Annotated in this window: 21 protein-coding genes; 12 read left to right on the forward strand and 9 right to left on the reverse strand. The window is 73.7% G+C overall.

Annotated elements, in window-relative coordinates:
- The first annotated feature begins 79 nt into the window (after positions 1 to 79).
- Both AB0C25_RS30700 and AB0C25_RS30705 read left to right on the forward strand, forming a co-directional pair.
- A complete protein-coding gene (locus tag AB0C25_RS30700; RefSeq protein ID WP_357377745.1) occupies positions 80 to 940 on the forward strand; it encodes a hypothetical protein in 861 nt (286 codons plus the stop codon).
- On the forward strand, positions 937 to 1,863 hold the full coding sequence (locus AB0C25_RS30705; protein WP_357377747.1) for a nucleotidyltransferase family protein: 927 nt from the start codon (positions 937 to 939) through the stop codon (positions 1,861 to 1,863). Before AB0C25_RS30700 ends, AB0C25_RS30705 begins: the two co-directional genes overlap by 4 nt.
- 171 nt (positions 1,864 to 2,034) lie before the next feature.
- On the opposite strand, the gene AB0C25_RS30710 is transcribed toward AB0C25_RS30705, so the two are convergent.
- The 6 genes from AB0C25_RS30710 to AB0C25_RS30735 form a co-directional block, all read right to left on the reverse strand.
- Positions 2,035 to 2,298 (reverse strand): PqqD family protein, encoded by a 264-nt coding sequence (locus AB0C25_RS30710; protein WP_357377749.1) that lies wholly within the window; start codon positions 2,296 to 2,298, stop codon positions 2,035 to 2,037.
- A gap of 14 nt (positions 2,299 to 2,312) precedes the next feature.
- A complete protein-coding gene (locus AB0C25_RS30715) occupies positions 2,313 to 3,458 on the reverse strand; it encodes an asparagine synthase C-terminal domain-containing protein (RefSeq protein WP_357377751.1) in 1,146 nt (381 codons plus the stop codon).
- Between the two features lie 8 nt (positions 3,459 to 3,466).
- Positions 3,467 to 4,336, reverse strand: a complete 870-nt coding sequence (locus AB0C25_RS30720; protein WP_357377753.1) for an ABC transporter permease — start codon at positions 4,334 to 4,336, stop codon at positions 3,467 to 3,469.
- Positions 4,333 to 4,905: an ATP-binding cassette domain-containing protein gene (locus tag AB0C25_RS30725; protein ID WP_357377755.1), complete on the reverse strand. Its 573-nt coding sequence runs from the start codon at positions 4,903 to 4,905 to the stop codon at positions 4,333 to 4,335. The genes AB0C25_RS30720 and AB0C25_RS30725 overlap by 4 nt, the downstream gene beginning before the upstream one ends.
- A 76-nt stretch (positions 4,906 to 4,981) precedes the next feature.
- Positions 4,982 to 5,137, reverse strand: a complete 156-nt coding sequence (locus tag AB0C25_RS30730) for a lasso RiPP family leader peptide-containing protein (protein WP_357249022.1) — start codon at positions 5,135 to 5,137, stop codon at positions 4,982 to 4,984.
- Between the two features lie 117 nt (positions 5,138 to 5,254).
- Positions 5,255 to 6,466, reverse strand: coding sequence for an SLC13 family permease (locus AB0C25_RS30735; RefSeq protein ID WP_357377757.1), 1,212 nt, complete (start codon positions 6,464 to 6,466; stop codon positions 5,255 to 5,257).
- 271 nt (positions 6,467 to 6,737) lie between these two features.
- Between AB0C25_RS30735 and AB0C25_RS30740 the strand changes: the two genes are divergently transcribed.
- Complete coding sequence (locus tag AB0C25_RS30740; RefSeq protein ID WP_357377759.1) at positions 6,738 to 7,736, forward strand: linear amide C-N hydrolase; 999 nt, start codon at positions 6,738 to 6,740, stop codon at positions 7,734 to 7,736.
- 75 nt (positions 7,737 to 7,811) lie between these two features.
- On the opposite strand, the gene AB0C25_RS30745 is transcribed toward AB0C25_RS30740, so the two are convergent.
- On the reverse strand, positions 7,812 to 9,245 hold the full coding sequence (locus AB0C25_RS30745) for a hypothetical protein (protein ID WP_357377761.1): 1,434 nt from the start codon (positions 9,243 to 9,245) through the stop codon (positions 7,812 to 7,814).
- Positions 9,246 to 9,383: 138 nt separating this feature from the next.
- Here AB0C25_RS30745 and AB0C25_RS30750 point away from each other — a divergent pair, with 138 nt between their 5' ends.
- The 4 genes from AB0C25_RS30750 to AB0C25_RS30765 all read left to right on the forward strand — a co-directional run bounded on the left by AB0C25_RS30750 (position 9,384) and on the right by AB0C25_RS30765 (position 14,670).
- Positions 9,384 to 10,088: a DUF305 domain-containing protein gene (locus tag AB0C25_RS30750; protein WP_357377763.1), complete on the forward strand. Its 705-nt coding sequence runs from the start codon at positions 9,384 to 9,386 to the stop codon at positions 10,086 to 10,088.
- 86 nt (positions 10,089 to 10,174) lie between these two features.
- Positions 10,175 to 11,386 (forward strand): sensor histidine kinase, encoded by a 1,212-nt coding sequence (locus tag AB0C25_RS30755; protein ID WP_357377765.1) that lies wholly within the window; start codon positions 10,175 to 10,177, stop codon positions 11,384 to 11,386.
- Positions 11,383 to 12,048 carry a response regulator transcription factor gene (locus tag AB0C25_RS30760; RefSeq protein ID WP_357377767.1) on the forward strand — a complete coding sequence of 222 codons (666 nt, stop codon included), beginning with the start codon at positions 11,383 to 11,385 and terminating at the stop codon, positions 12,046 to 12,048. Before AB0C25_RS30755 ends, AB0C25_RS30760 begins: the two co-directional genes overlap by 4 nt.
- Before the next feature lie 147 nt (positions 12,049 to 12,195).
- Positions 12,196 to 14,670 (forward strand): ABC transporter permease, encoded by a 2,475-nt coding sequence (locus AB0C25_RS30765; RefSeq protein ID WP_357377769.1) that lies wholly within the window; start codon positions 12,196 to 12,198, stop codon positions 14,668 to 14,670.
- 171 nt (positions 14,671 to 14,841) lie between these two features.
- Here the strand turns inward: AB0C25_RS30765 and AB0C25_RS30770 are convergent, their stop codons facing one another.
- Together AB0C25_RS30770 and AB0C25_RS30775 are read right to left on the reverse strand one after the other, a co-directional pair.
- Positions 14,842 to 16,104 (reverse strand): nucleotide sugar dehydrogenase, encoded by a 1,263-nt coding sequence (locus AB0C25_RS30770; RefSeq protein WP_357377771.1) that lies wholly within the window; start codon positions 16,102 to 16,104, stop codon positions 14,842 to 14,844.
- 126 nt (positions 16,105 to 16,230) lie between these two features.
- Positions 16,231 to 17,607, reverse strand: a complete 1,377-nt coding sequence (locus tag AB0C25_RS30775; RefSeq protein ID WP_357377773.1) for a serine/threonine-protein kinase — start codon at positions 17,605 to 17,607, stop codon at positions 16,231 to 16,233.
- A gap of 540 nt (positions 17,608 to 18,147) precedes the next feature.
- Between AB0C25_RS30775 and AB0C25_RS30780 the strand changes: the two genes are divergently transcribed.
- From AB0C25_RS30780 to egtC, 5 genes are all read left to right on the forward strand, one after another.
- Entirely contained in the window at positions 18,148 to 18,780 is a 633-nt protein-coding gene (locus AB0C25_RS30780) for an RNA polymerase sigma factor (RefSeq protein WP_357377774.1), read from the forward strand.
- A gap of 16 nt (positions 18,781 to 18,796) precedes the next feature.
- Complete coding sequence (locus tag AB0C25_RS30785) at positions 18,797 to 19,600, forward strand: hypothetical protein (protein ID WP_357377776.1); 804 nt, start codon at positions 18,797 to 18,799, stop codon at positions 19,598 to 19,600.
- 157 nt (positions 19,601 to 19,757) lie between these two features.
- Positions 19,758 to 20,996: an ergothioneine biosynthesis glutamate--cysteine ligase EgtA gene (egtA, locus tag AB0C25_RS30790; RefSeq protein WP_357377777.1), complete on the forward strand. Its 1,239-nt coding sequence runs from the start codon at positions 19,758 to 19,760 to the stop codon at positions 20,994 to 20,996.
- Between the two features lie 41 nt (positions 20,997 to 21,037).
- Positions 21,038 to 22,375, forward strand: coding sequence for an ergothioneine biosynthesis protein EgtB (egtB, locus tag AB0C25_RS30795; RefSeq protein ID WP_357377779.1), 1,338 nt, complete (start codon positions 21,038 to 21,040; stop codon positions 22,373 to 22,375).
- Positions 22,376 to 22,415: 40 nt separating this feature from the next.
- A complete protein-coding gene (gene egtC, locus AB0C25_RS30800; protein WP_357377781.1) occupies positions 22,416 to 23,162 on the forward strand; it encodes an ergothioneine biosynthesis protein EgtC in 747 nt (248 codons plus the stop codon).
- The last annotated feature ends 49 nt before the right edge of the window (positions 23,163 to 23,211 follow it).

Raw genomic sequence — 23,211 nt, forward strand, 5'->3', positions numbered from 1 at the left:
CGTCGGTCGATGATGCGGGTGGCGTGTCACCACGAGCGCCACCCGCATCGCGTCGCCGTCCAGGACCGTTGAGCAGACGATGAGCGGGGAGATCATGTCGACACCCGGCCGAGGCGTGTACGGGTTGCGGGTGCACGGGCTGGACGGGGTGACCGAGCTGCCGCCGGCCGACGGCGCGACCCTCGGATGGGCCACCGTACGGGTCGGCCAACTGCACCTACCGCCACCACCACCGGTGCCCCTGGACGACCGGCGGGGCACCCGGATCCTCGCCGACGGGCGAACCCTCGCCGTGGACCGGCTACGGGGCACCGCCACCTTCTACGGGCCACCGCTCGCCCCGGACGTGCTGGCCCACCCGTACCTCGCGCCGGTGGCCACGACGGTCAACAGGTGGGCCGGACGGGAGACGTTCCACAGTGGCGCGTTCGTGCTCGCCGGCCGGGCCTGGGCGGTGCTCGGCCCGCGTACCGCAGGCAAGAGCAGCCTGCTCGCCGCCCTGGCCGCGCGGGGCCTGCCGATCCTGACCGACGACATCCTGGTCGTCGACGGCGTCGACGCCTTCGCCGGCCCGCGCTGTGTCGACCTGCGGCAGCCGGTGCCCGGGGTGGGGCTGCCCACCCGACCGGTCCGGGCCGGTGACCAGCTGCGGGTGGGGCTGCCGCCGATCGCGCCCCGCGTCCGGCTGGGCGGTTGGTTGTTCCTGCGCTGGGGGGCCACGGTCACCCTGACCCGGCTGTCCGGCGCCGCCCTGCTGGCCCGGCTCGCCGGCCAGCGATCGTTCGGGCAGTTGCCCTCCGATCCGGCCGCGCTGCTGTCGCTCGCCGTCCTGCCGGCGTGGGAGCTGACCCGTCCGCGCGACTGGGCCGCCCTCGACGACACCCACCGACTGCTGGTCGACGCCGTCACCGCGACCTCGGCCGTGGGAGCGACCCGGTGAACGACCTACCGTCGGCGGTCCGCTGCCTGAGTCTCGACACGGCCGCGGTCGGCGTCACCGCCGCACTCGCCGACCGGGGGGTGCAGGCCGTCCTGCTCAAGGGGGCCGGGCTGGCCCGCCGGCTGGGCCAGGAGGGGCACCGGGTCTACACCGACATCGACCTGCTGGTCGCCCCCGCCTCCTTCGACCTCGCGCAGCGGGCGCTTGCCGACCTCGGCTGTACCAGCGCCCTCCCGGAGGGGCGGCCCGACCACCGGTCGCACTGGTACGAGCGTCCCTGGCGGATGCCCGGCCCGCTGGCGCTCACCGTCGACCTGCACCGCGGGTTCCACGGGGTCACCGACGCGGAGGCGTTGTGGACCGGGCTGTGGAGCTCGGCGGAACGGATCAGTTTGGCCGGCGGCCTGGTCACCGTGCCGGACGAGGCGGGCGCCGCCCTGCTGGTCGCCCTGCACGCCGCCGCACCGGGTCGCTCCGACCGGCCGCGTGTCGACCTGCTGCGGGCGCTCGCGGTCTTTCCCGTCGACACCTGGCGAGCGGCGGCCGACCTCGCCGCGCTGACCGGAGCGTTGCCGTCGTTCGCGCTCGGCCTGCGCCTGACGCCGGCCGGCGCGACCCTGGCCGGCACACTGGCCCTGCCCCGGCAGGGCACGCCCGCGCTGTGGCTGCGCGCCCACCGCGCCTCACCCGCTGCCCTGACGATCGCGCAGCTCGCCGAACTGCCCACCGTGGTCGACCGACTGCGGCACCTCGGCCCGCGGGTGTTCCCGACACCGGCGTCGATGCGGCACGCCAGCCCGTTGGCCCGACGTGGCCCGGTCGGGTTGCTGCTGGCGCACCTGGGCCGGCTGGCCCGCAACGCCGGACGACTGCCCGCCGCGCTGGGCGAGGTCCGCGCGGCCCGGCGCGACGATCGCGGCTGACCCCGCGCGGGTTCACCGTCAACCCGCCCGGCGTCGCCCGTCGTCCCGCCCGCCGCCGCCGTCGTCCCGCCCGGCGTCACCGTCAACCCGCCCGGCGTCGCCGTCAACCCGCCCGCCGCCGCCGTCGTCCCGCCCGGTGTCGCCGTCGTCCCGCCCGGTCGACGGCGTCGGTCAGGGCCGCTCGACGAGCAGCCCGTGCCCGCGCAGGTCCGCCAGGAACGCGGCCACGTCGGCGCGGGCCCGCTTCCGTTCCACCGGGGCCGTCTCCACGAGTGCCGTGACCAGCTCGGCACTTGTGGCACCGGTCGCCAGGCGTCGCCACAGCAACGCGCCGGTGGCGTCCAGCCCGAAGTAGACCGAGTTGCGGGTGTCCAGCACGACCACCTCGTCACCGGCGACCCGCCAGGCCACCCGGTCCGGGTCGACCCGGTGCACGATCTCCTGCTCTGTCAGGATGTGACCTCCACGTCGATGTCGGAACGCTCCAGCCGGCGGGCGGAGTCGGGCGGGTTGGCGACCAGCCAGAGCTGTTGGACCAGGCTGGCGGTGCCGCCGGGGATCGGCCAGCGCGACCAGAGCGCCCGGAGCGCCTCCGTGTCCACCAACTCCTCGTCGGTGCCGACGCCGTCCCAGGAGCGGACGAACTCCCGGGTCGGGGTCCGGAAGAACACCTCGAGGAAGCGGGCCTTGCGGCGCGGCGCGGTGACCTCGGCCGGTAGGGCACCCTGAACGATCTCCGTCAGCAGCCGGTCCCGGCCGACGTTCCGGCGGTCGCCGTACCGCAGCGTCAGCGCGGCCAGGAATCCCTCGTCGAGCAGCGGCTGGATCGCGGTCGCCCGGTGCTCGGCGGCCAGCGCGGCCAGGGCCGAGCAGGTCGTTCGGAGGTCCCGCCGCCGGGTGTGCCAAGCGATCCGCTGTCGCAGGCGACGCGGTTCGGCGCGCTGCTCCGCGCGCTGTGCGCGGTGCGCCTCCCGGGCGACGGTCGCCCGCAGCCACGGAAACATCTCCGCCGGCCCCTGCCGGGTACGCGCGGCGTGCCGCAGCCACCACAGCCGGCCGCGCAGCGAGGTCGCCGGTGGGCGACGCCACCCGGCCAGGATCTGGTCGCCGCCCGCACCGGTGAGCAGCGAGCCGCCGGTGGCCAACTCGGCGATGGGCAGGTGCAGGTGCAGGTTGACCGGATGGACCACCCCGTGGCGGTGCAGCAGCCGGCGGGCCACCGGCCCGACCAGGTCCAAGTCGTCATCGGCCCGCAGGATCTGCCAGGACCCTCCGATCCCCAGCGCCCCGATCACCCGCTGCTGCCAGTCCGACTCGTCCGCCCGGGGAGCCCCGCTGAACCGCCAGGTCACCGGGACCGGGTCCGGCAGCCCCTCCCGGCGGGCCGCCCGGACGGCCACCGCCAGGATCAGCGACGAGTCCAGCCCACCGGAGAAGCTCACCACACACGGTGGGCGGGTCAGACCGGCCAGCACGGCCGCGTCGAGCGCACCCAACGGATCCGGTACGCCGGCCGGCACAAGCCGACGCGGCCGTGGCGGGCCGACACCGAGCAGCGTTCCGGTGGCGAGGTCGAACGGTGTGGGGCGGAGCATGTCGTACCTCAATCGCGTTTCAGGGCGCCGCGGCCGGCGGCGACCCGCAGCGCCCCCGCGAAGGCCCAGCTCGACAGCGGCAGCAGGAGCGCGGTGGCACCGAGCAGCGCACCTGCCGACCAGGCCCAGTCGCCGCCGGCCAGCGCGGAGCGCAGACCGTCCAGAGCGATCCGGCTGGGCAGCACCGCGGCGAGCTCCGGCAGGGGGCCGGGAAGTTCGGAGACCGGGAAGTACGTGCCGGACACGAAGGTGAGCCCGACGACGAACAGTCGGGCGGCGGCGTCGCCGTGCCCGACGGCGACGGTGAACGCCGCGAGTGCGATGCCGATGCCCAGCACCGACGCGGTGCCGGCGATCAGCAGCACCGCGACCCCCCACCAGTCGGCCCGGTCGGTGTGCAGGCCGAGCACGGTGCCGAGGATGGCCAGGTAGACGCAGGAGCGCAGCAGGGCGAACAGGAACGGGTAGCCGGCCGTCCCGATGGCCAGCGCGGTGACCGGCACGGGTTGGGCGGCCAGCACCTCCAACGTCCCGCTGCGCTGTTCCCGGATCACCCGGCCGGTCAGCTGTGTGGTGGCGGCCTGCAGGACGAGCAGGAAGGTGATGCCGACCGCCACGAAGTCGAAGTAGCTGGGCGAGCGGGCGAGGTCGGTGCCCGCCGACGGGGTGAGCACCCGGGAGATGAACAGGAAGACGATCAGGTTCACCACCCCGAAGGCGAGGTCCAGCAGCAGCGGCAGCCGGAACTGGCGGGGGTCGCCGAGATCACGGCGGACCAGCGCGAGGACCATCGCGACCGGCCCTGCGCCGGCGGCCCGGCGACCGACCGGTCGGCTGGTGGTCGCGGCCGAGACGGCGGGCGTGGTCGGTGTCGTCATCGGAGGGCCGGGAGCGTCAGGGCGGACTGGCACCGGTCGCGGTCGTCGGCGAGGTGCGACGCGATCACGCAGGTCAGCTCGGGCCGCCGGTCGAGCGCCTGCCACAACAGCAGCCGTGACGTCTCGTCGAGGGAGCGGCCCGGCTCGTCGAGCAGCAGCAGCGCGGGCTCGGCGACGAGAGCCCGCGCGATGCTGACCCGGGCCCGCATCCCCGCCGAGCACCGTTGCACGGGCACGGTCGCGTAGCCGGCCAGGTCCAGTTCGGCTTCGACCCGGGCGACGGCCGCGCGGACGGCTCGCCGGGGCAGCCGGAGTCGGGCCACGAGGGTCACGTTCTCCCGTGCCGACAGTTGCTCGTAGAGGCCCTGTTCCGGGGCGAGGCAGACAGCGGTCAGGCGCCGGGCGGGCAGTGAGCCGACCGGGTGGCCGCCGACGGTGGCCTGTCCGGCGCTGAGGGTCAGCGTGCCGGACAGGCACCGCAGCAGCGTGGTCTTGCCGGAGCCGTTGTTGCCGCCCAGGAACATCCGGGCACCGACCGGGACGTCGAGATCCAGGTCGGTGAAGATCACCCGACGACCGTACCGGCGCTGTGCCCGGCGGATCGTGAGCAGCGGCGGTCCTCCCACGATGGCGGGCGGTGACGAGTCAGAGTGAACCGTCGCCGCCGCCGCCCAGGCCGTCGTCCGGGCCGACGGTGCCGCCCTTGGTCAACTCGGCGAGCGTGCCCAGGCGCTGGATCGTCGGCGGGCGGTAGTCCGAAGGGGTCGTCTGGGCTGTGTCCAGCTCGTGCTGCGCTGTCACCGGTTCTCCTACTCGGATCGGTGTCGAACCAGCATAAACGGTCATCTCGCGCTTCCGGTCGATAACACGTCTCGGAGGGTCAAACGCCGCAACCGAGTGAGAATCATTCAATAGTGGTCAACTAACCAGCAGGAGCGCGCCGACCGCCGCGACCGTGCCGGTCAGCGCGAGCAGCGCGCTGGTCAGCACGAACCGCCGCATCGGCACCGTCACCCCGGCCGCCCGGCACCGCTCGAACCACAGCAGGGTGGCCAGCGACGCCCAGGGGACGGCCAGCGGGCCGACGTTGGTGCCGATCAGCAGCGCCAGCAGGCGGGTGTGCTCGCCGGACGGCAGCACCGACTCGCCGGCCAGGTAGGCCGGCAGGTTGTTGACCATGTTGGCCAGCAACGCGCCCGTACCGCCCGCGCGCAGCTCGCCGAGCGTTCCACCGTGGGTGCCGAGCAGGCCGCCGACCAGGTCGTCCAACCCGTGCTGGCCGAGGGTCTGCACCACCAGGAACAGACCGACGACGAAGAGCAGCAGCCGCACCGGCACCAGCTTCAGGCGCAGCGTGGCGGGGGAGCGGACGACGAAGCCGACAACTACCAGCGCGAGCGCGACGGCGGAGGCCAGACCGATCTCCACCCCGGCGAGGATGCCGGCGACGAAGAGCAGACAGCCGGCGAGGGCGACGCGGTGCAGCACCGGATCCGGCGGCACGTGCCGGGCCGGCGGGACGAAACGCCCGCCGACCGGCTGGTCCCGCCGCCACCACGCGTACCAGAGCAGCGCCATGGTGACCGCCACGGCGGCGAGTTGCGGCAGCGCCATCCGCTCGGCGTAGGCCAACGGGGACAACCCGACCCGGTCGGCGGCCAGCAGGTTGGTCAGGTTCGACACCGGCAGCAGCAGACTCGCGGTGTTCGCCAGCCAGACCGTGGTCACCGCGAGCGGGCCGGCCGGGACGCGCAGGTTGCGGGCCAACGCGAGCAGCACCGGGGTGAGCAGCACGGCGGTGGTGTCGAGGTTGAGCACGAGGGTGGTCAGCGTGGCGAGGCCGCCACAGAGCAGGAACAGCGCCGCCCACCTGCCCCGGGAGGCGATGGCCAGTCGGCTGGCCAGCACGTCGAAGACGCCGGCCACGGCGGTCAGCTCGGCGAGCACGATCACGGTGCCGAGGAAGAGCAGCAGCGGCAGGATCCGGTGCAGGGTGGCGGTGGTCTCCGCCCGTGGCAGCAGCCCGCTCAGCGCGCAGGCGGCGCCGAGGACGGCGAGGACGACCGCCACCAGATCCAGCGGGTGGGGCCGCCAGCGCGTGGTCGGTTCGGGCGGGGCTGCGGTCGTCACGTCTGACCACGTTCGCACAGCGTCCGGCCGGCGGCGTCGCCGCCCCCACTGGGGTGACGAGCCGCACCGTTGGCGGCCCGTCGCCCTGCTGATTCAGGTCCTTTGCTCTGCTTCAACCCACGCAACACCACACGTCCGATAGTCGGACAACGGCTGTCGCGCCCGTTGAAGCAGAGCAAAGGTGAACTCGGGGGCGGCCGGGGTGGGCGATGCGCCGGGGTGAAACAGCGCGGTGGACAACCGTCTACCGCTGCCATAGCGTCCAACGGGTATGCGGAGGACCCTGCCGGCCGTTGCGGCGGCCCTGTTGCTCGCCCTGACGTCCTGTGCCACATCCGGGCCGGCGGGCCCGTCGCACGTCGGGTCGCCGGCCGCCACCCCGGCCGCTTCCCGCCAGGACGCCGCCCAGGCCGAGCAGACTATGGCCAGCCTGCGCCGGGTCGACGACCTGCCGCTGTACGAGATGACGTACGTCGGGGCATACGACCCGACGGTGGGGACCGACGCGGCCCCGCCCAGTCCGTTCGGCTGCTCGCTGTTCGTCGCCGCCGGTGACCCGGCGCGGCCGTTGTTCGCCCGCAACTTCGACTGGGACGCCAACCCGGCGCTGGTGCTGCGGACCGACCCGCCGGACGGCTACGCGGCCGTGTCGCTCGTCGACATCTCCTACCTCGGGGTCGGCGCGGACCCGGCCGGGGACCGTCGGCTGCTCGACGCGCCGCTGCTGCCCTTCGACGGCATGAACGAGCGGGGCCTCGCCGTGGGGTTGGCGGCGGACGACGCGGCGACCGCCCGCCCGGTCGCGGGCAGACCCACTGTCGGTTCGGTGCGGATCCTGCGGTTGGTGCTGGACCGGGCCGCGACGGTCGACGAGGCCGTTGCCGTGTTCACCCGGCACAACCTCGACTTCGACGGAGGGCCGCCGCTGCACTACCTGCTGGCCGACGCGTCCGGCGCATCCGCCGTGGTCGAGTTCGTGGACGGGGAGATGCGGGTGGAGCGGGGCACGGGCGGCTGGCAGGCGCTCACGAACGTGCCGGTCGCAGGGGTGCCCGAGCAGCGCCGCCGGGAGGACCGCCGGTACGGGCAGATCGCCGCCGTGCTCACCGACGCGGGCGCGGTGGTGGACGCCGACGCGGCGCACCGCATCCTCGCCGCCGTTCGGCAGGGGCATACCCGTTGGTCGGTGACGTACGGCCTGCGCAGCGGTGAGGTTCGACTGATCACCGCGGGCGGTGGCGAGCGCCGTTACCAGTTGGCCGTGCGCTGACGCGCGTACCCCCTGGGAACGTGGACGGGCCCGGCCCTGCGGATTCGAGGGCCGGGCCGGTGTCGTGCTTGGTGCCTACCAGCCCAGGTAGCTGGGCTGGGTCTGCACGTTGAGCTCGTTGTAGCGGGTCAGCTTGGCCGTCCAGGTGCGCCAGTCGTTCAGCTCCAGGACGTCCAGGCCCTTCACCATGTCGTTGGAGTAGATGTGGCCGTTGTAGTAGTACGCGGACCAGGTGCCACCACTGACGGGCTTGTCGGCCGAGAGCGGGCCGCGCTCCCAGAAGGCGATCTCCTTCGGGTGGGCCGAGTCGGTGAAGTCCCAGACCGAGATGCCGCCCTGGTACCACGCCTGGACCATGATGTCGCGACCGAGCACCGGCACCAACGAGCCGTTGTGTGCCACGCAGTTCTCGGTGGCCGCGTTGACCCGGGGGATCTTGTAGTAGCTGCGGAAGGTCATCGTCCGGGCGTCGCCGCGGCCGGCGATGTCGTAGATGGCGTCCGCGCCCCGGTTCGGTCCGATGGCCTCGTTGCAGGTCGCCGCCCCGCCGCCACCCAGCTCGTCGGTGAAGATCACCTTGGTGCCGGAGTTGTTGAAGGTGGCGGAGTGCCAGAACGCGAAGTTGACGGTGTCCCGGACCCGGTTGATGACCCGGGGCGCCTCCCGGTTCTTGATGTCGAGCAGGATGCCGTCACCCATGCAGGCGCCGGCGGCCAGGTCCTTCGACGGGTAGGCGGTGATGTCGTGGCAACCGGTCGTCGCCGAGCCGGGGCCGCCGGGGAAGCCGCCGTCCGGGAAGAGGTTCGGCGTCGCCACCACGGCCGCGTCGGTGGGCTTCTTCAGCGGCACCTTGATGATCGAGATCGAGTCGTGCGGCGGCTGGCAGTCCGGGAACTCGGCCCGCGGGCTGTACGACGAGACGTACAGGTAGATGGCCTTGCGGTCCTTGCCCGGCACCAGGGTGTGGGTGTGCGAGCCGCAGGCCGTCTCGACGGACTTGATGTAGCGCGGGTTGGCCTTGTCCTTGATGTCGAAGACCTTGATGCCCTCCCACGAGCCCTTCTCGGTCGGTACCCCGGGGGTGCTGTTGCAGGAGTCGTCGCTGCGGGGCGAGTCGGTGGAGAGGAAGAGCAGGTCGCCGTGCACGGAGATGTCGTTCTGCGACCCCGGGCAGAGCACCCGGGCCTTGACCGTCGGGGCGTTGGGCCGCGAGATGTCGTAGATGACGAAGCCGTTGTAGTTGCCGGCGAACGCGTACCTGCCCTGGAAGGCGATGTCGCTGTTTGTCGCGTCCAGTGGGGCGACCTTTGGCACGTTGGCGATCTGCCGCAGGTTGGGGCTGCTGACGATCTCGTCGACGCCGGGGATCGCGTTGGTGGTGGGGGCCGACGGCGGCGCCACCTGGGCGTTGCCGGGCGGGGCGACGAGCGCGTTGGCGACGAGGAGCCCGGTGGTGGCGAGCGCCACGATGCGCAGGTGTCGTGGCCGTGGCATGTGGAGTCTGATCATCGGCGAGGCCCTTCGCAAGGGGGAGATGATTGTCGACACCTTACCGTCCGACGAAGAACGTCGATGTGATGCGGGTCACATCAAAGTGCCTGCGTCAATGGATAGCATCGCGATGACCTCGACTCCAGGGAGTGGCCCATGACCGATCGGCGCGCACGAACCCTGGCGATCGTCACACTGGCGCTCCTGCTCGCGCTCGTGACAGTCGTCGTGAGTCGCGCCGGGGGCGACGCCGCGACGACCGGCGCCCCGTCGGCCTCCGCACCCGCCACCTCCGCCTCGCCGACGGTCAGCCCGGTCCCCACCGACCTGACCGTCATCGCGCCCGGCCGCCCGGGTGAGGCCGCGGCCACCCGCGCGGCCCACGAGGTCCGCGACGCGGGTCCCGCACCGCACAACTCGCTGGACGTCTTGTTCGTCCGGATGATGATCCCGCACCACGCGCAGGCCCTCGCGATGGCGGAACTCGCCGCGGACCGCGCGGCCGACCCCGACATCCGCGCCCTCGCCGAGCGCATCCGGGCCAGCCAGGGACCGGAGATGGGCATGATGCGGGGCTGGCTGCAGACCCGCGGCCTCCCGGCGGAGGTCGAGGGGCACGACCACGGCGCCATGCGCGGCATGCAGTCACCCGAGGCGATGCGGCAGCTCGCCGCCAGCCGTGGCCCCGACTTCGACAGGCTCTTCGTCCAGATGATGACCGCGCATCACGAGGGCGCCATCGAGATGGCCACCAACCTGCTCACTGTCGGTTCCGACCTCACGCTCAACGAGTTCGCCACCTCGGTCGCCACCGAGCAGACCGTCGAGATCGACCGGATGCGCGAGGTCCTCGGCCGCTGACCCGCGCCGATGGGGCCGACCCGGACGATCCGGTCCGGTCGACCCGGCCGAGGCGCGAGGGTCACGTCCGTCGACACGTACGCTGGGTGACCGTGAGACGCACGATGTTCGGTCGCCCGCTGCGCGGCGTCGCCTTCGACGTGGCCGTTTCCGTCGTGGTGGCCCTCATCGGCCTGGCCGGCGCGGCGAACCTGGCGGGCGGTTGGGCGGCGGCGCTGGTCTGCCTGGGGATGGCCGTGGCGCTGCTGTTCCGCCGCGCGCACCCGGGCGCGGTGACCGTGGTGATCGCCGCGCTCGGCCTGGTGCAGGTGATCGCCCAGTGGGGTCCGCTGCCGTTCGACGTCGCCGTCCTGATCGCGCTCTACAGCGTGGTGAAGTACGGCGAGCGGCTGCGCGCGGCGGTGCTCGCCGGTGCGGTCGCCGCCGTGGGAGTGGTGCTCGCCGCCGTGCAGACGCCTGGCGTCATCAGCTGGTGGGTGACCGCGCTGTGGTACGCGCTGGTCACCGGCGCGGTGTGGCTGGTCGCGCTGAACGTGCGGACCCGCCGGCTCTACGTGCTCAGCCTGGAGGAACGGGCCACCACCCTGGAACGCGAACGGGAGGCCGAGTCCCGGGCGGCGGTCGCCGAGGAGCGCACCCGGATCGCTCGTGAGCTGCACGACGTCGTCGCGCACAGCCTGGCGGTGATGATCGTCCAGGCCGACGGCGCCCGGTTCATGCTCGACCGTGACCCCGCGCAGGCCCGCACCGCCGTGAAGGTGGTCGCGGACACCGGCCGGTCGGCGCTGGAGGAGATGCGCCGGTTGGTCGGCGTCCTGCGCGACGCCGGCCCGTCCGGCGGCGACGGGCTCGTGGCGGCCGCCGACCCGGAGCACCGGCGCCTGGCGCTGGCCGAGCTGCCCGACCTGCTGGCCCGCTTCGGTGACGCCGGGCTGCACATCCGCAGCACCGTCACCGGCGAGCAGCCGGCCCTGCCTCCGGGGTTGGAGCTGACCGTCTACCGGGTGGTGCAGGAGGCGCTGACGAACGCGCTCAAGCACGCCGGCGTCGGCGCCGTCGTCGAGGTCACCCTGACGTACACCGCCGAGGCCGTCGTGGTCCGGGTGCGCGACGACGGTCGGGGTCGCCCGCTGGTCAGCCCGGCGCCGTCCGGCGGTCACGGTCTGCTCGGCATGCGGGAGCGGGTGACGGTGTACGACGGCAGCCTCACCGCCGGCCCCCGGCCGGCCGGGGGCTGGCAGCTCGAAGTCCGGCTACCGCTACCGTCGGAGCCGGCAACGGAGGTGATCGCGGCATGACGGTCCGGGTGGTGATCGTGGACGACCAGGCGCTGGTGCGCGCCGGGTTCCGGATGGTGCTGGGCTCCCAGCCCGACCTGGAGGTGGTCGGGGAGGCGATCGACGGCGCGGACGCCCTGCGGGTGCTCGCCCGCACCGAGGCCGACGTGGTCGTGATGGACATCCGGATGCCCACCATGGACGGGGTGGAGGCGACCCGGCGGCTCTGCGCCGACCGGCCTGCGGGCCCGCCCCGGGTGCTGGTGCTGACCACCTTCGACACCGAGGCGGACGCGTTCGCCGCCCTCCAGGCCGGGGCGAGTGGGTTCCTGCTCAAGAACGTCCCGCCGGAGGAGTTGCTGGCCGCGATCCGGGTGGTGGCCCAGGGCGACTCGGTGGTGGCCCCGTCGATCACCCGGCGGTTGCTGGACCGGTTCGCCGGGCAGCTCGGCGCCGCCCCGAGCGCGGACCCGCGCCTCACGCAGCTCACCGAGCGGGAGCGGGAGGTGCTGCTGCTTGTCGCGCAGGGCCTGTCCAACGCGGAGATCGCCGCCCGGGTGCACGTTGCCGAGGCGACGGTGAAGACCCACGTCGGTCGGATCCTGGCGAAACTCCAGCTGCGCGACCGGGTCCAGGCGGTGGTCCTGGCGTACGAGAGCGGGCTGGTGACACCCGGCGGATGACGCCGCGTACGACCTGGGGCGTAGGGGGCGGCGGGCGCACCGCGACCCGGGACGCACGCAGGTCGAGAGCGCAGGTGGAGATCCACCGACCGGCGGCGGCCATAGCGTCGGAGGGGTCCGAGCCGCCACCTGCACCGGGAGCCTCGCATGATCCGCCTGACCCTGCGCTCGTTGCGTGCCGAGGCGCTGCGCATGCTGCTCTCCGCGCTGGCCGTCGTGCTCGGCGTCGCGTTCGTCGCCGGCACGATGATCTTCGTCGACGGGATGCGCACCGGGGCGTACGAGCGGGCCGGCACCTTCGACCGGCACACCGACCTGGGTGTCTACGCGACGGGCGCGGAGTTGCTGCCCCCGGCCCTCGTCGACCGGGTGCGGGCGGTGGACGGGGTGGCCGCCGCAGCCGGTGAGCTGACCAACACCGCCGGGATCGTCGGCTCCGACGGCCGTCCGGTGCTCGGCTTCACCATGCTCGTGGCCATCCCCACCGAGCAGGCTCTGCGCTCGTACGACGTGGTCGCCGGCCGGCTGCCCGACCGGGCCGGTGAGGTGGTGCTCGACGCGCCGACGGCGGCCGAGGAGGGCTTCGCTCTCGGTGCCGAGGTCCGCGTCGGCGGCAGTGGCGGCGCGGCCCGCCCGTACACCCTGGTGGGCACCGTCGACGTGGCCGGCACCGTACGCGACGTGGGAGGCCCGTTCGTCGGCCTGGTCGGGCCGGACGCGTTGGCCCTCACCGGCCAGCGGGGGTACGGCCGCATCATGGTGGCGGCCCGACCGGGCATCTCCGTCGCGGCGGTGACCGAGCGGGTACGTGCCGTTGCCGGCGGCGACGCCGCCGTGAAGAGTCGCCAGCGGATCCTCGACGAGGCCGTCGAGGAGTCGGTTCGCAACGTGGACCAGTTCCGGATGCTGCTGTTGATCTTCGTGGGGGTCGCGGTGGTGGTGGCCGGCTTCGTGATCGCCAACACCTTCGCGATCGTGCTGGCCCAGCGCACCCGGCGCACCGCGCTGTTGCGCCTGATCGGCGCCACCCGGGGGCAGGTGTTCCGGGCCGCCCTGCTGGAGTCGGCGGTGCTCGGGCTGGCCGCCTCCGCACTCGGGGTGCTGCTCGGGGTGGCCCTCGCCGCCGGACTGCGGCTGCTGATGTCCCACCTGGACGTGCCGGGCACCGGTGGCCTGACCGTGACCGGTTCGACGGTGCTGACCGGCCTGTTGCTGGGCACCGCGCTCACCGTGTGCGCCGCCCTGCTCCCGGCCTGGCGGGGCACCCGGATCGCGCCGGTGGCCGCGCTCACCGACGCCGCGGTGCAGCCGAGCCGGGGCGCCGGACGGGTTCGGTTGGCCTTCGGCGCGGTGCTGCTGGCCGTCGGTGTCGCCGCGCTGGCCGGTGCCGCCAGCGCCGGCCAGCTGGTGCTGGTGGCGGCCGGCGGGGTGCTGACCTTCTTCGGGATCGTGCTGTTCGGGCCGGTGCTCGTCCCGGCGCTGGCCCAGGTGTTCGGCTGGCCGGCCCGTCGCGTCCTGGGGGCGACCGGCGCGCTGGCGGTGGCCAACACGGTCCGCAATCCGCGGCGCGTCGCCGCGACCGCCACCGCCCTGGTGATCGGGATCGGACTGGTGTCGGCCTTCGTGGTCGGCGCGCGCAGCACCAAGGACGGCATCGAGCGCAGCGTGGACGCCCAGATCGGGACGGACTTCGTGGTCAGCGGAATCGGTCAGGAGCTGCCGGCCGCGCTCACCGACGAGCTGGCCGCCCGTCCCGAGTTGGGGGTGGTGCACGAGCAGCGCCACACGGTCGTCGCCGACGTGGAGATCCGGGCGGCCCACCCCGCGCTGGTCAGCCGGACGCTGGGTGAGGTGCTGACCGGCGACGCCACCCGGGTGGGTCCCGGGCAGGTGCTTGTCCACCGGGAGTTGGCCCAGGCACGCGGCCTGGAGGTCGGCTCCCCGGTGACCGTCGCGGACCGCTCGTTCCGGGTGGCGGCGGTGGTCACCGACGACACGCCCGCCGACGGGGCGCCCGCAGGTCACGTCATCGACATGGCCGACGCGGACTTCGCCGCGCTCTTCCCCGGTCATCGCGGCTTCCTGGCCGAGATCGACCCCGCCGCCGCGGTGAGCGCCGAGCAGGCCCGGGACGTGATCGAGGCGGTGCTGGCCCGCTACCCGACGGTGAACCTGATGGACCAGGGCGCGTACAAGAAGATGCTCACCGGCACGGTGGACATGGTGCTCGGCTTCGTCACCGCGCTGCTCGGCCTGGCCGTGGTGATCGCCCTGGTTGGCGTGGCGAACACGTTGAGTCTGTCGGTGGTCGAGCGGACCAGGGAGAACGCGGTGCTGCGGGCGGTCGGGCTCACCCGAGGACGGATGCGGGCGGTGCTCGCCGTCGAGGCGGTGCTGATGGCAGTGGTCGGTGCGGTGCTCGGCATCGGGCTGGGCACCGGCGTCAGCGCCTCCGCGATGGCCCTGTTGACCCGCCTCGGCGGGGACTTCCACCTGGTGCTGCCGTTCGGCCAGCTCGCGCTGATCCTCGGCGTCGCGGTGCTGGCCGCCCTGCTCGCCTCGGTCCTGCCGGCCCGCCGGGCGCTGTCCCGCCCGGTCGTCGAGGCGCTCGCCGACCAGTGACCGACGCCGCGGCCGACGCCGGACTCCGCCTGCGGTGCGGCCGCCCGGCGCGGCCGGTCGGTGCGGCCGCCCGGCTTCGTCGACGGGGCCGGCCGCCGGGGGCGGGAACGGACATCCGCCGGCCGGTCCCGCCGTCTTCGCCGATGGCGGGACCGGCCAGCGGTGCCGGGTCTACAGGCGCTCGACCATCGGGCCGACGCACCGGTTGCGGGTGTCGAAGACGTAGCGCGCGTGCCGGACCACCAGGTCGTAGTCGAAGCTGTCGTGGTCGGTGACCACCACCACCGCGTCGGCGGCGCGGATCTCCTGCTCGGTGAGCCCGACCACGGTCACCCCGGCCGGGATCTGGTGCGCCTCGGCGTACGGCTCGACCGCGTGCACCTCGGCGCCCAGCGACCGCAGCCGGAGGGCCACGTCGACCGCGGGGGAGTCGCGCATGTCGCCGGTGTTCTTCTTGTACGCCAGACCGAGCAGCAGCAGCCGGGCCCCGCTGACGGCCCGGCTGTCCCGGTTCAGTCCCGCCATGATCCGCTGCGCGACGTGCTCGGGCATCTCGTGGTTGATGTCGTTGGCCAGCTCGATGAACCGGAACTGCCGGCCGAGGCGGCGCTTGACCTGCCAGGACAGGTAACACGGGTCGATCGGCAGGCAGTGCCCGCCGACTCCGGGACCGGGCCGGAACGGCAGGAATCCGAACGGTTTGGTCTCGGCGGCGTCGATCGCCTGCCAGACGTCGATGTCGAGGTGGTGCGAGAGCATGGTCAGCTCGTTGATCAGCGCGATGTTGACCTGGCGGAACGTGTTCTCGATCAGCTTGGTCAACTCGGCCACCTGGGTCGAGCCCACCGGCACGGTGCGTTCCACAAGGCGCTGGTAGAACTCGTCCACCCTGGCCAGCGACACCGCGTCCACGCCGGAGACCACCTTCGGCGTGTTCTCCAACCGCCACGTCGGGTTGCCCGGATCGATCCGCTCCGGGCTGTAGCCGAGGTGGAAGTCACCGGGGCTGCGCAGCCCGCTGGCCGACTCCAACAGTGGGCGCAGCAACTCCTCGGTGGTGCCCGGGTACGTGGTCGACTCCAGGATCACCGTGCACCCCGGGCGGACGTACGGGCCGATGCCGACACCGGCCTGCTCGACGAAGCTCAGGTCGGGGGTGCCGTCGCGCAGCGGGGTCGGCACGGTGATGACACAGATGTCGAAGCCTTCGGCATCCGTGTATTCCGTGCTGGGGTGGTACCGGCCGCTCCCCAACGCGCGGCCCAGCCGGTCGGTCGGGATGTCCTCGATGAACGACTCGCCCGAGGCGAGACGCTTCACCCGGTCGGCGTCGACGTCGAGGCCGACGACGTCCAGCCCCGCCTCCACCGCGCGCATCGCCAGCGGCAGCCCGACGTACCCCTGACCGATCACGACCAGCTTTTCAGCGTTCACCCAGGCTCCCGCAGCAGATGGTGGATATGACCTGCTGAGGAGCCTAGAGCGGTGTTCGGCGGCCCAAGTCCGTTTTGGGGATATCGGTGCTGGTGGGACAGTCGGCGCCCGGCGAAGCCGGCGCGTTCAGTCGACCTCCGGTCCCTCCGGCACGGCCGGCGGGCTGTCCGTGGCCGTCGGAGTGGGCACGGACGACGGGGTCGGCGGGGTGCTCGGCGCGGTGGTGGTCGGCGGGGTGGTCATCGTCGGCGTCACCGAGGGCGTCGGCGGGCTGGACGTCTGATTGGGGCGCGTGCTCGGCGTGACGGATATCGACGCCGACGGGGAGTTGCCGGGCACCACCGACCGGTCGGGCCGGGTCGGGCCACCGGTGGCGATCTGCTCGTTGCCCGCTGGCAGATCCAATGGGCCGCTCGGCGCCGCCGTGGGCGAGCTGGACGGCAGGTTGACCGCCGGGTCCTCGTTGGTCTTGCGCGTCGTGGCCAGTGCCACCCCGAGCCCGACCACCGCGACGAGCACGGCCACCGCCGCGCCGACCAGCGGACCCCGGCGTCGCTGGCGCGCGTCCCGAGCCCCACCCGCCACCGCCGCGCCAACCGGCCCGTCGCCGCGGGTGCCCGGCCCGGCGTCGCGCAGCGGAGCGGCTGCCGCCATCGCGGTGGGCGGCTCGCCGCCGGTCACCGCGGTCCGGGCGGCCTCGGACATCGCCGCCCCGCTGGTGAAACGGTCCAGCGGGTCCTTGGCCAGGGCCCGGGACACCAGGGCGCGGACCGCCTCCGGAATCTCGTGCGGCAGCTCCGGCGGCTCGTCGTCGAGGTGTCGCACGGCAACCTGGAGGGGGTTGTCGCCGGTGAACGGCGGACTGCCGGTGAGGCAGCAGTAGGTGACCGCGCCCAGCGCGTAGATGTCCGTCGCACCGGTGACCGGTCGCCCGGCGGCCTGCTCGGGGGCCATGTAGAGGGCGGTGCCGGGCACCGCGTTGGTGCTGGTGATGCTGGTGATGTCGAGGGAACGCGCCACGCCGAAGTCCACCAGGACGACCGAGCCGTCCTCGAGCACGAGCAGATTGCTGGGCTTCACGTCGCGGTGCACGATGCCGCCGCGGTGCGCCGCGTTCAACGCCGCGGCGGCCTGGGCCACGATCGACATCGTCTCGCCCACGTCGAGGCGGCCGGCCGTCTCGATCCGCTTGGACAACGGCTCGCCGGCGACGAACTCCATGACCAGGTAGTCCGCCCGACCGGCGCCGTCGGGCAGGTCGTCGGCGCCGCAGTCGAAGACCTGCACGATGCCGGGGTGCCGCAGCGCCGCCATGATCCGGGCCTCGGCCCGGAACCGGGCGATGAAATCGGGGTCGGAGACCAGCGTCGGCAGCAGCACCTTGACCGCGACCTGCCGGCCGAGGATCAGGTCGGCGGCAAGCCAGACGTCGCCCATGCCGCCCGTGGCGACACGTTCGTCCAGGCGGTACCGACCGCTGAGCACGACCCCCGATGACAACACCGCAATACCGTACCCAGAGTGGCGCGCGGCGGCGCGACACGGGCTGTCCGCCGAACGAGTGACAACCGCGGCGTATCCGCTCTGACCTGGATGGACACCGCCGCCCTGTGACGGTGCGACGACATGCTGTGACGAAAAGTGACATATTTCGGCACGTCGGTGTGATCGACGCTGACCGAAAGGGTGGGTAGCGGCCAGGTTTGCGCGCTCTGCTCACGGGCAGTGATGACGACACGCCGGCTCGCCGGGTTGATTATTGTCACTCTTCCGTGACAACCTCCCGGCTTGTCGCGTCGTTGGCCCCGTCCTAGCGTTAGCCCGGCTCAAGCCGTCCCCGGTCACCTCGGCCGCCGGCGCGCCGAGCTGACGACCCTGACGTCGGCCCACAGACACCCCGGGCCGACGACCTCGGTCACGGGTGGGACCAGATCGGCGGAGGGCGGCGGGGCGGGTGGTGAGCGGGCGGACGATGCGTACCGCGTGGTCTGCTTCGCCGCGGCGGAGCGGGGCGGCCCGAGCCGGGCGTGCCACGGGGCGCGGATGACCGGCGAACTGTCCGAGGCGGTCAGCGCGGCGCAGGCGGGGGACGAGGACGCGTTCCGCCTGCTCTACCGCAGCCTTCAACCGGGCCTGCTGCGCTACCTGACCGCCCTGGTCGGCCCGGATGCGGAGGACGTCGCCTCCGAGACCTGGTTGCAGATCTCCCGCGACCTGCCCACCTTCACCGGTGGCGAGTTCCGCGCCTGGGCCGTCACCATCGCCCGCAACCGGGCGATGGACCACCTGCGCCGGCTGCGCCGTCGACCGTCCCTGCCGGTCCCGGTGCACGCGCTCGTCGACCTGGCCAGCACGGCGGACACCGCCGAGGGCGCCAGCGAGACGATCGGCACCGAGACGGCCCTGGCGCTGATCGCCACCCTGCCTCCCCGGGAAGCCGAAGCGGTCCTGCTGAGGGCCGTGATCGGGCTGGACGCGGGATCCGCCGGCCGGGTGCTGGGCCGCCGGGCCGGTGCCGTCCGCACGGCCGCCCACCGCGGTCTGCGACGGCTCGCGGCCGTGCTGGAGACGCAGCGCGCGGCCGAGCCGTCCGTCGAGGTCGACGGGGTGCCACCGCCCCGCACGGGCGGCAGCTCATCCCTGCGGGCACCGCACGCCGAGCCGGCGGACGGCTGACGTGAGGGGATTCTGGATGAACCCGTTCCGGCGCGTCGACCACGCCGAGACCGAACGGCTGCTCGACTCGGCCCGCGCCGACGTGGACGCGTCGTCGAACCAGGCGCGCCCGGCCACGTCGTCCGAAGGGGAGGTGGCGTCGTCGCCGGCCCGCGTGCCCCCGGCGGACCCGGTGGCCGGCGTGCTCGCCGCGGCCGCCGGCCCGGCTCGGCCCGGGGAGTTGGCCGGCGAGGAGGCCGCGCTGGCCGCGTTCCGGGCCGCCCGGGCCACGCCGGCGCCGTCCGTGCCACACCGACCCGGCCGTCGTCGCCTGACCACCGGCGCGTTGGTCTGGATCGGCGCGGTCGCGGTCACCGCCACGGCGGGCGCCGCCTTCGCCGCGGTCAACCTCGACCGGACACCGGAGCCGGTCGCACCGGGGCCGTCGCGGACGTCGGGGAGCCCCGACCGGGGCGCACCCACGTCCGGCGAGCCCGGTCGATCGACCCCGCCCGGCCCACCGGCGTCGGGCCAACCGTCTCCCAGCGCGCCGGTGTCGGACCGGCCGCCGGTGCCCGGCCCGCCGTCACCGGGCACACCGTCGACTCCTGGAGCGCCGGCCGGCCAGTTGCACGGCCTGTGCCGTGCCTGGCAGGCCAAGAAGCCCGAACAGCGGGAGCAGGCGCTACGGACGCCGGCCTTCGAGAGGTTGGTCGCCGCCGCCGGCGGCGTCGCCGAGGTCGAGGCGTACTGCCAGCGGTTGGCGCCCGAGTCCCGACCATCCGAGCCGGCGAAGCCCAAGGCGCCACCGTCACCGACGGGCCACCCCGCCCGTCGGTGAACGGCCGGTGGTAGCCGCGTTTCCTTTCCGCCCTGCGTGGGAAAATCGTCTGTTAGACAGGGGTGGGTGGCGCTCGTACGTCCCCGACGGTGTCGGTGGGTGGGTTTACGGTGGCACCCGTGTCCCGGAGTCGGCACACGGAGAGGGGTCCCTACCGTTGGTGACGTCACCCGAGTTGGATCGCAGCGCCATCCTGCGCGAGTCCGGGGCCGCGGGCCACTACCTCGCCCGGATCTGCTTCAAGACCGGCCCACCGACACTCACCGGCGTCGAACTGGAATGGACCGTGCACGACGCCGCCGATCCCGCCCGCCCCGTCGACCCGACGCGGCTACGGGCGGCGTTGGGGCGGCACAGCCCCGCCACGCTGGATGCCACCAGCCCGGCCGAGCCGCTGCGACACGGCGGCCTGGTGACCCTCGAGCCGGGCGGCCAGTTGGAGATCTCCACCCCGCCCCGCCCCTCGGTCACCGCGTTGATCCAGGCCACCGAGGCCGACATCGCCCAGGTCACCGACCTGCTGGCCGCCGCCGGGCTGATCCTCGGTCGCAGCGGCATCGACCCACACCGACGGCCCCGCCCGGTGGTGGAAACTCCCCGCTACCGCGCGATGCGCGACGCCTTCGACAGGCACGGCGCTGCCGGCCGCACCATGATGTACAGCACCGCCGGCCTGCAAATCTGCCTCGACGCCGGTGAGCCGGACCAGGTCGCGGCACGCTGGGCGGCCGCACACGCGGTCGGGCCGCCGCTGCTCGCGGTGTTCGCGTCGGCCAACCGGCACGCCGGGCGGCGCACCGGCTGGGCTTCCGCGCGGATGGCCGCCTGGCTGGCCATCGACCCGGCCCGCACCCGCCCGGTCTGGACACCCGGCCACGCCGACGACGACCCGACCCCCAGCTGGATCCGGTACGTGCTGGCCGCGCCCCTGCTCTGTCTGCGCCGGCAGGGCACGAACTGGACCGCGCCGCCCGGCGTGACCTTCGCCGACTGGCTCGACGGCGCGTTGCCCCGACCGCCCACCACCGACGACCTCGACTACCACGTCAGCACCCTCTTTCCGCCCGTGCGCCCGCGCGGCTATCTGGAGCTGCGCTACCTGGACGCCCAGTCCGACCGGGACTGGCGACTACCGCTGGCGGTACTGGCCGCCCTCTTCACCGATCCGGACACGGTGCGCGCGGCACACGAGGTCGCCGCGCCGGTGGCACACCGCTGGTCGGCCGCCGCCCGACACGGCCTGGCCGACCCCGCGCTGGCCGCCGCGGCGGCGGCGCTGCTCGACCTGGCCCTGCGCACACTGCCCCGGCTGGACCTGGCGGCGGGCATCCACGACGAGATCCAGCACGGACTACGACGGCGGCTGTCCGCCGCGACGAGAGGGCGGGAAAAGTGACCACGAGGAGTGCGCCAGGGTCGCGAGCGAAGGGCGGCGTGGTGAGCGCGAGCACGACGGGACACACCGACGGAGAGCGGTTGCGCGACCGGATCGCGGGAGAGTTGGCGCGGGCCCGCGCCCGCACCACGCTGCTGACCGAGGTGGTCGACGAGGCGGATCTGCTGCGCCAACACTCACCGCTGATGTCGCCGCTGGTCTGGGATCTCGCCCACGTGGGCAACCAGGAGGAGCTGTGGCTGGTCCGTGACGTCGGGGGCCGCGAGCCGGTCCGGTGCGACATCGACGAGCTGTACGACGCGTTCAAGCAGCCGCGACGGGACCGTCCCACGCTGCCGCTGCTGCCGCCCGCCGAGGCGCGCGCCTACCTGGCCACCGTCCGGGACAAGGTGCACGACCTGCTCGACCGGGTGGCGTTCACCGAGCGTCCGTTGGTCGCCGACGGGTTCGCCTTCGGCATGATCGTGCAGCACGAGCAGCAGCACGACGAGACCATGCTCGCCACCCACCAGCTGCGGTCGGGGCCGGCGGTGCTGCACGCCCCGGCGCCGCCCGAGCCCACCGTCCAGGTTGGTGGCGAGGTGCTGGTGCCGGCCGGCGAGTTCACCATGGGCACCGACAGCGACCCGTGGGCGCTGGACAACGAGCGCCCGGCACACCGGGTCGACCTGCCCGCGTACGTCATCGACGCCGCCCCGGTCACCAACGGGCAGTACGCGGCGTTCATCGCCGACGGCGGTTACACCGATCCGCGGTGGTGGAGCGCGGCGGGCTGGTCCCACCGGGTTCGGGAGCAGCTCAGCGCGCCGATGCACTGGCGCCGGGACGGTGACGACTGGTCGTACCAGCGCTTCGGCCGGTGGACCCGGGTCCGCGGCGACGAGCCGGTGGTGCACGTGTGCTGGTACGAGGCGCAGGCGTACGCGGCGTGGGCCGGTAAGCGGCTGCCGACCGAGGCGGAGTGGGAGAAGGCGGCCCGGTGGGACCCGGCGACCGGGCGGTCCCGCCGTTATCCCTGGGGGGATGACGACCCGACCGAGGCCCACGCCAACCTCGACCAGCGTCATCTGCGGCCGGCGCCGGTGGGGGCGTACCCGGGTGGTGCCTCGCCGTTGGGTGTGCACCAGCTCATCGGTGACGTCTGGGAGTGGACCTCGACCGTGTTCGACGGGCATCCCGGCTTCACCGCGTTCCCGTACCGCGAATACTCGGAGGTCTTCTTCGGCGGCGACTACCGGGTGCTGCGCGGCGGCTCGTTCGGCACCGACCGCTCGGCCTGTCGGGGCACCTTCCGCAACTGGGACCATCCGATCCGCCGGCAGATCTTCAGTGGTTTCCGCTGCGCCCGCGACGTCCGACCGGAGGAGTCGTACCGGTGATCCACCGTGCGGTCCGCGGCCCGGCGCGGACGGGGCGCTGATGTGTCGTCATCTGGCCTACCTGGGGCCGCCGGTCACCCTGGCCGAGGTGCTCTTCGACCCGGCGCACTCGCTGGTGCGGCAGTCCTGGGCGCCGCGTGACATGCGCGGCGGCGGCACCATCAACGCCGACGGGTTCGGGGTCGGCTGGTATCCGGGCGACGGTGAGCCGGTGCGTTACCGGCGGGCGCAGCCGATCTGGAGCGACCCGACGATCGCCCAGCTCGCCGCGGTGACGTCCTCCGGCGCGTTGCTCGCGGCGGTGCGGTCGGCCACCGTCGGGATGGCGGTGGTCGACGGCGCGGCCGCGCCGTTCGCCGAGGGGCGGTGGTTGTTCAGTCACAACGGCGTGGTCCGCGGCTGGCCGGACGCGGTGGTGCCGCTCGCCGCCGGGCTGCCGGTGCGTGACCTGCTCACGCTGGATGCCGCCACCGACTCGGCGTTGCTCTGGGCGCTGGTGCGGCATCGGCTGCGCGCCGGCGAGGACCCGGCGGAGGCGGTCGGGCGGACGGTGACGGACGTGGCCGCGGCGGCCCCCGGGTCGCGGCTCAACCTGCTGCTCACCGACGGCCACCGGGCGGTCGCCAGCGTGTTCGGGCACGCGTTGTCGGTCCGTGCGACGCCGGGTTCGGTGCTGCTCGCCTCCGAGCCGCACGACGACGACCCGGGGTGGCGGGCGGTGCCGGAGGGGCACCTGGTCCTGGCCACGGCGGGCGAGGTGCGGGTACGCCCGTTGGCGATTCGGTGAACCGCACCGGTCGAGGCACCACCTGTTGGTCCAAGAGAGAGGCGAACCG

The organism is Micromonospora sp. NPDC048839 (genome assembly GCF_040649915.1).
Classification (GTDB): Bacteria; Actinomycetota; Actinomycetes; order Mycobacteriales; family Micromonosporaceae; genus Micromonospora.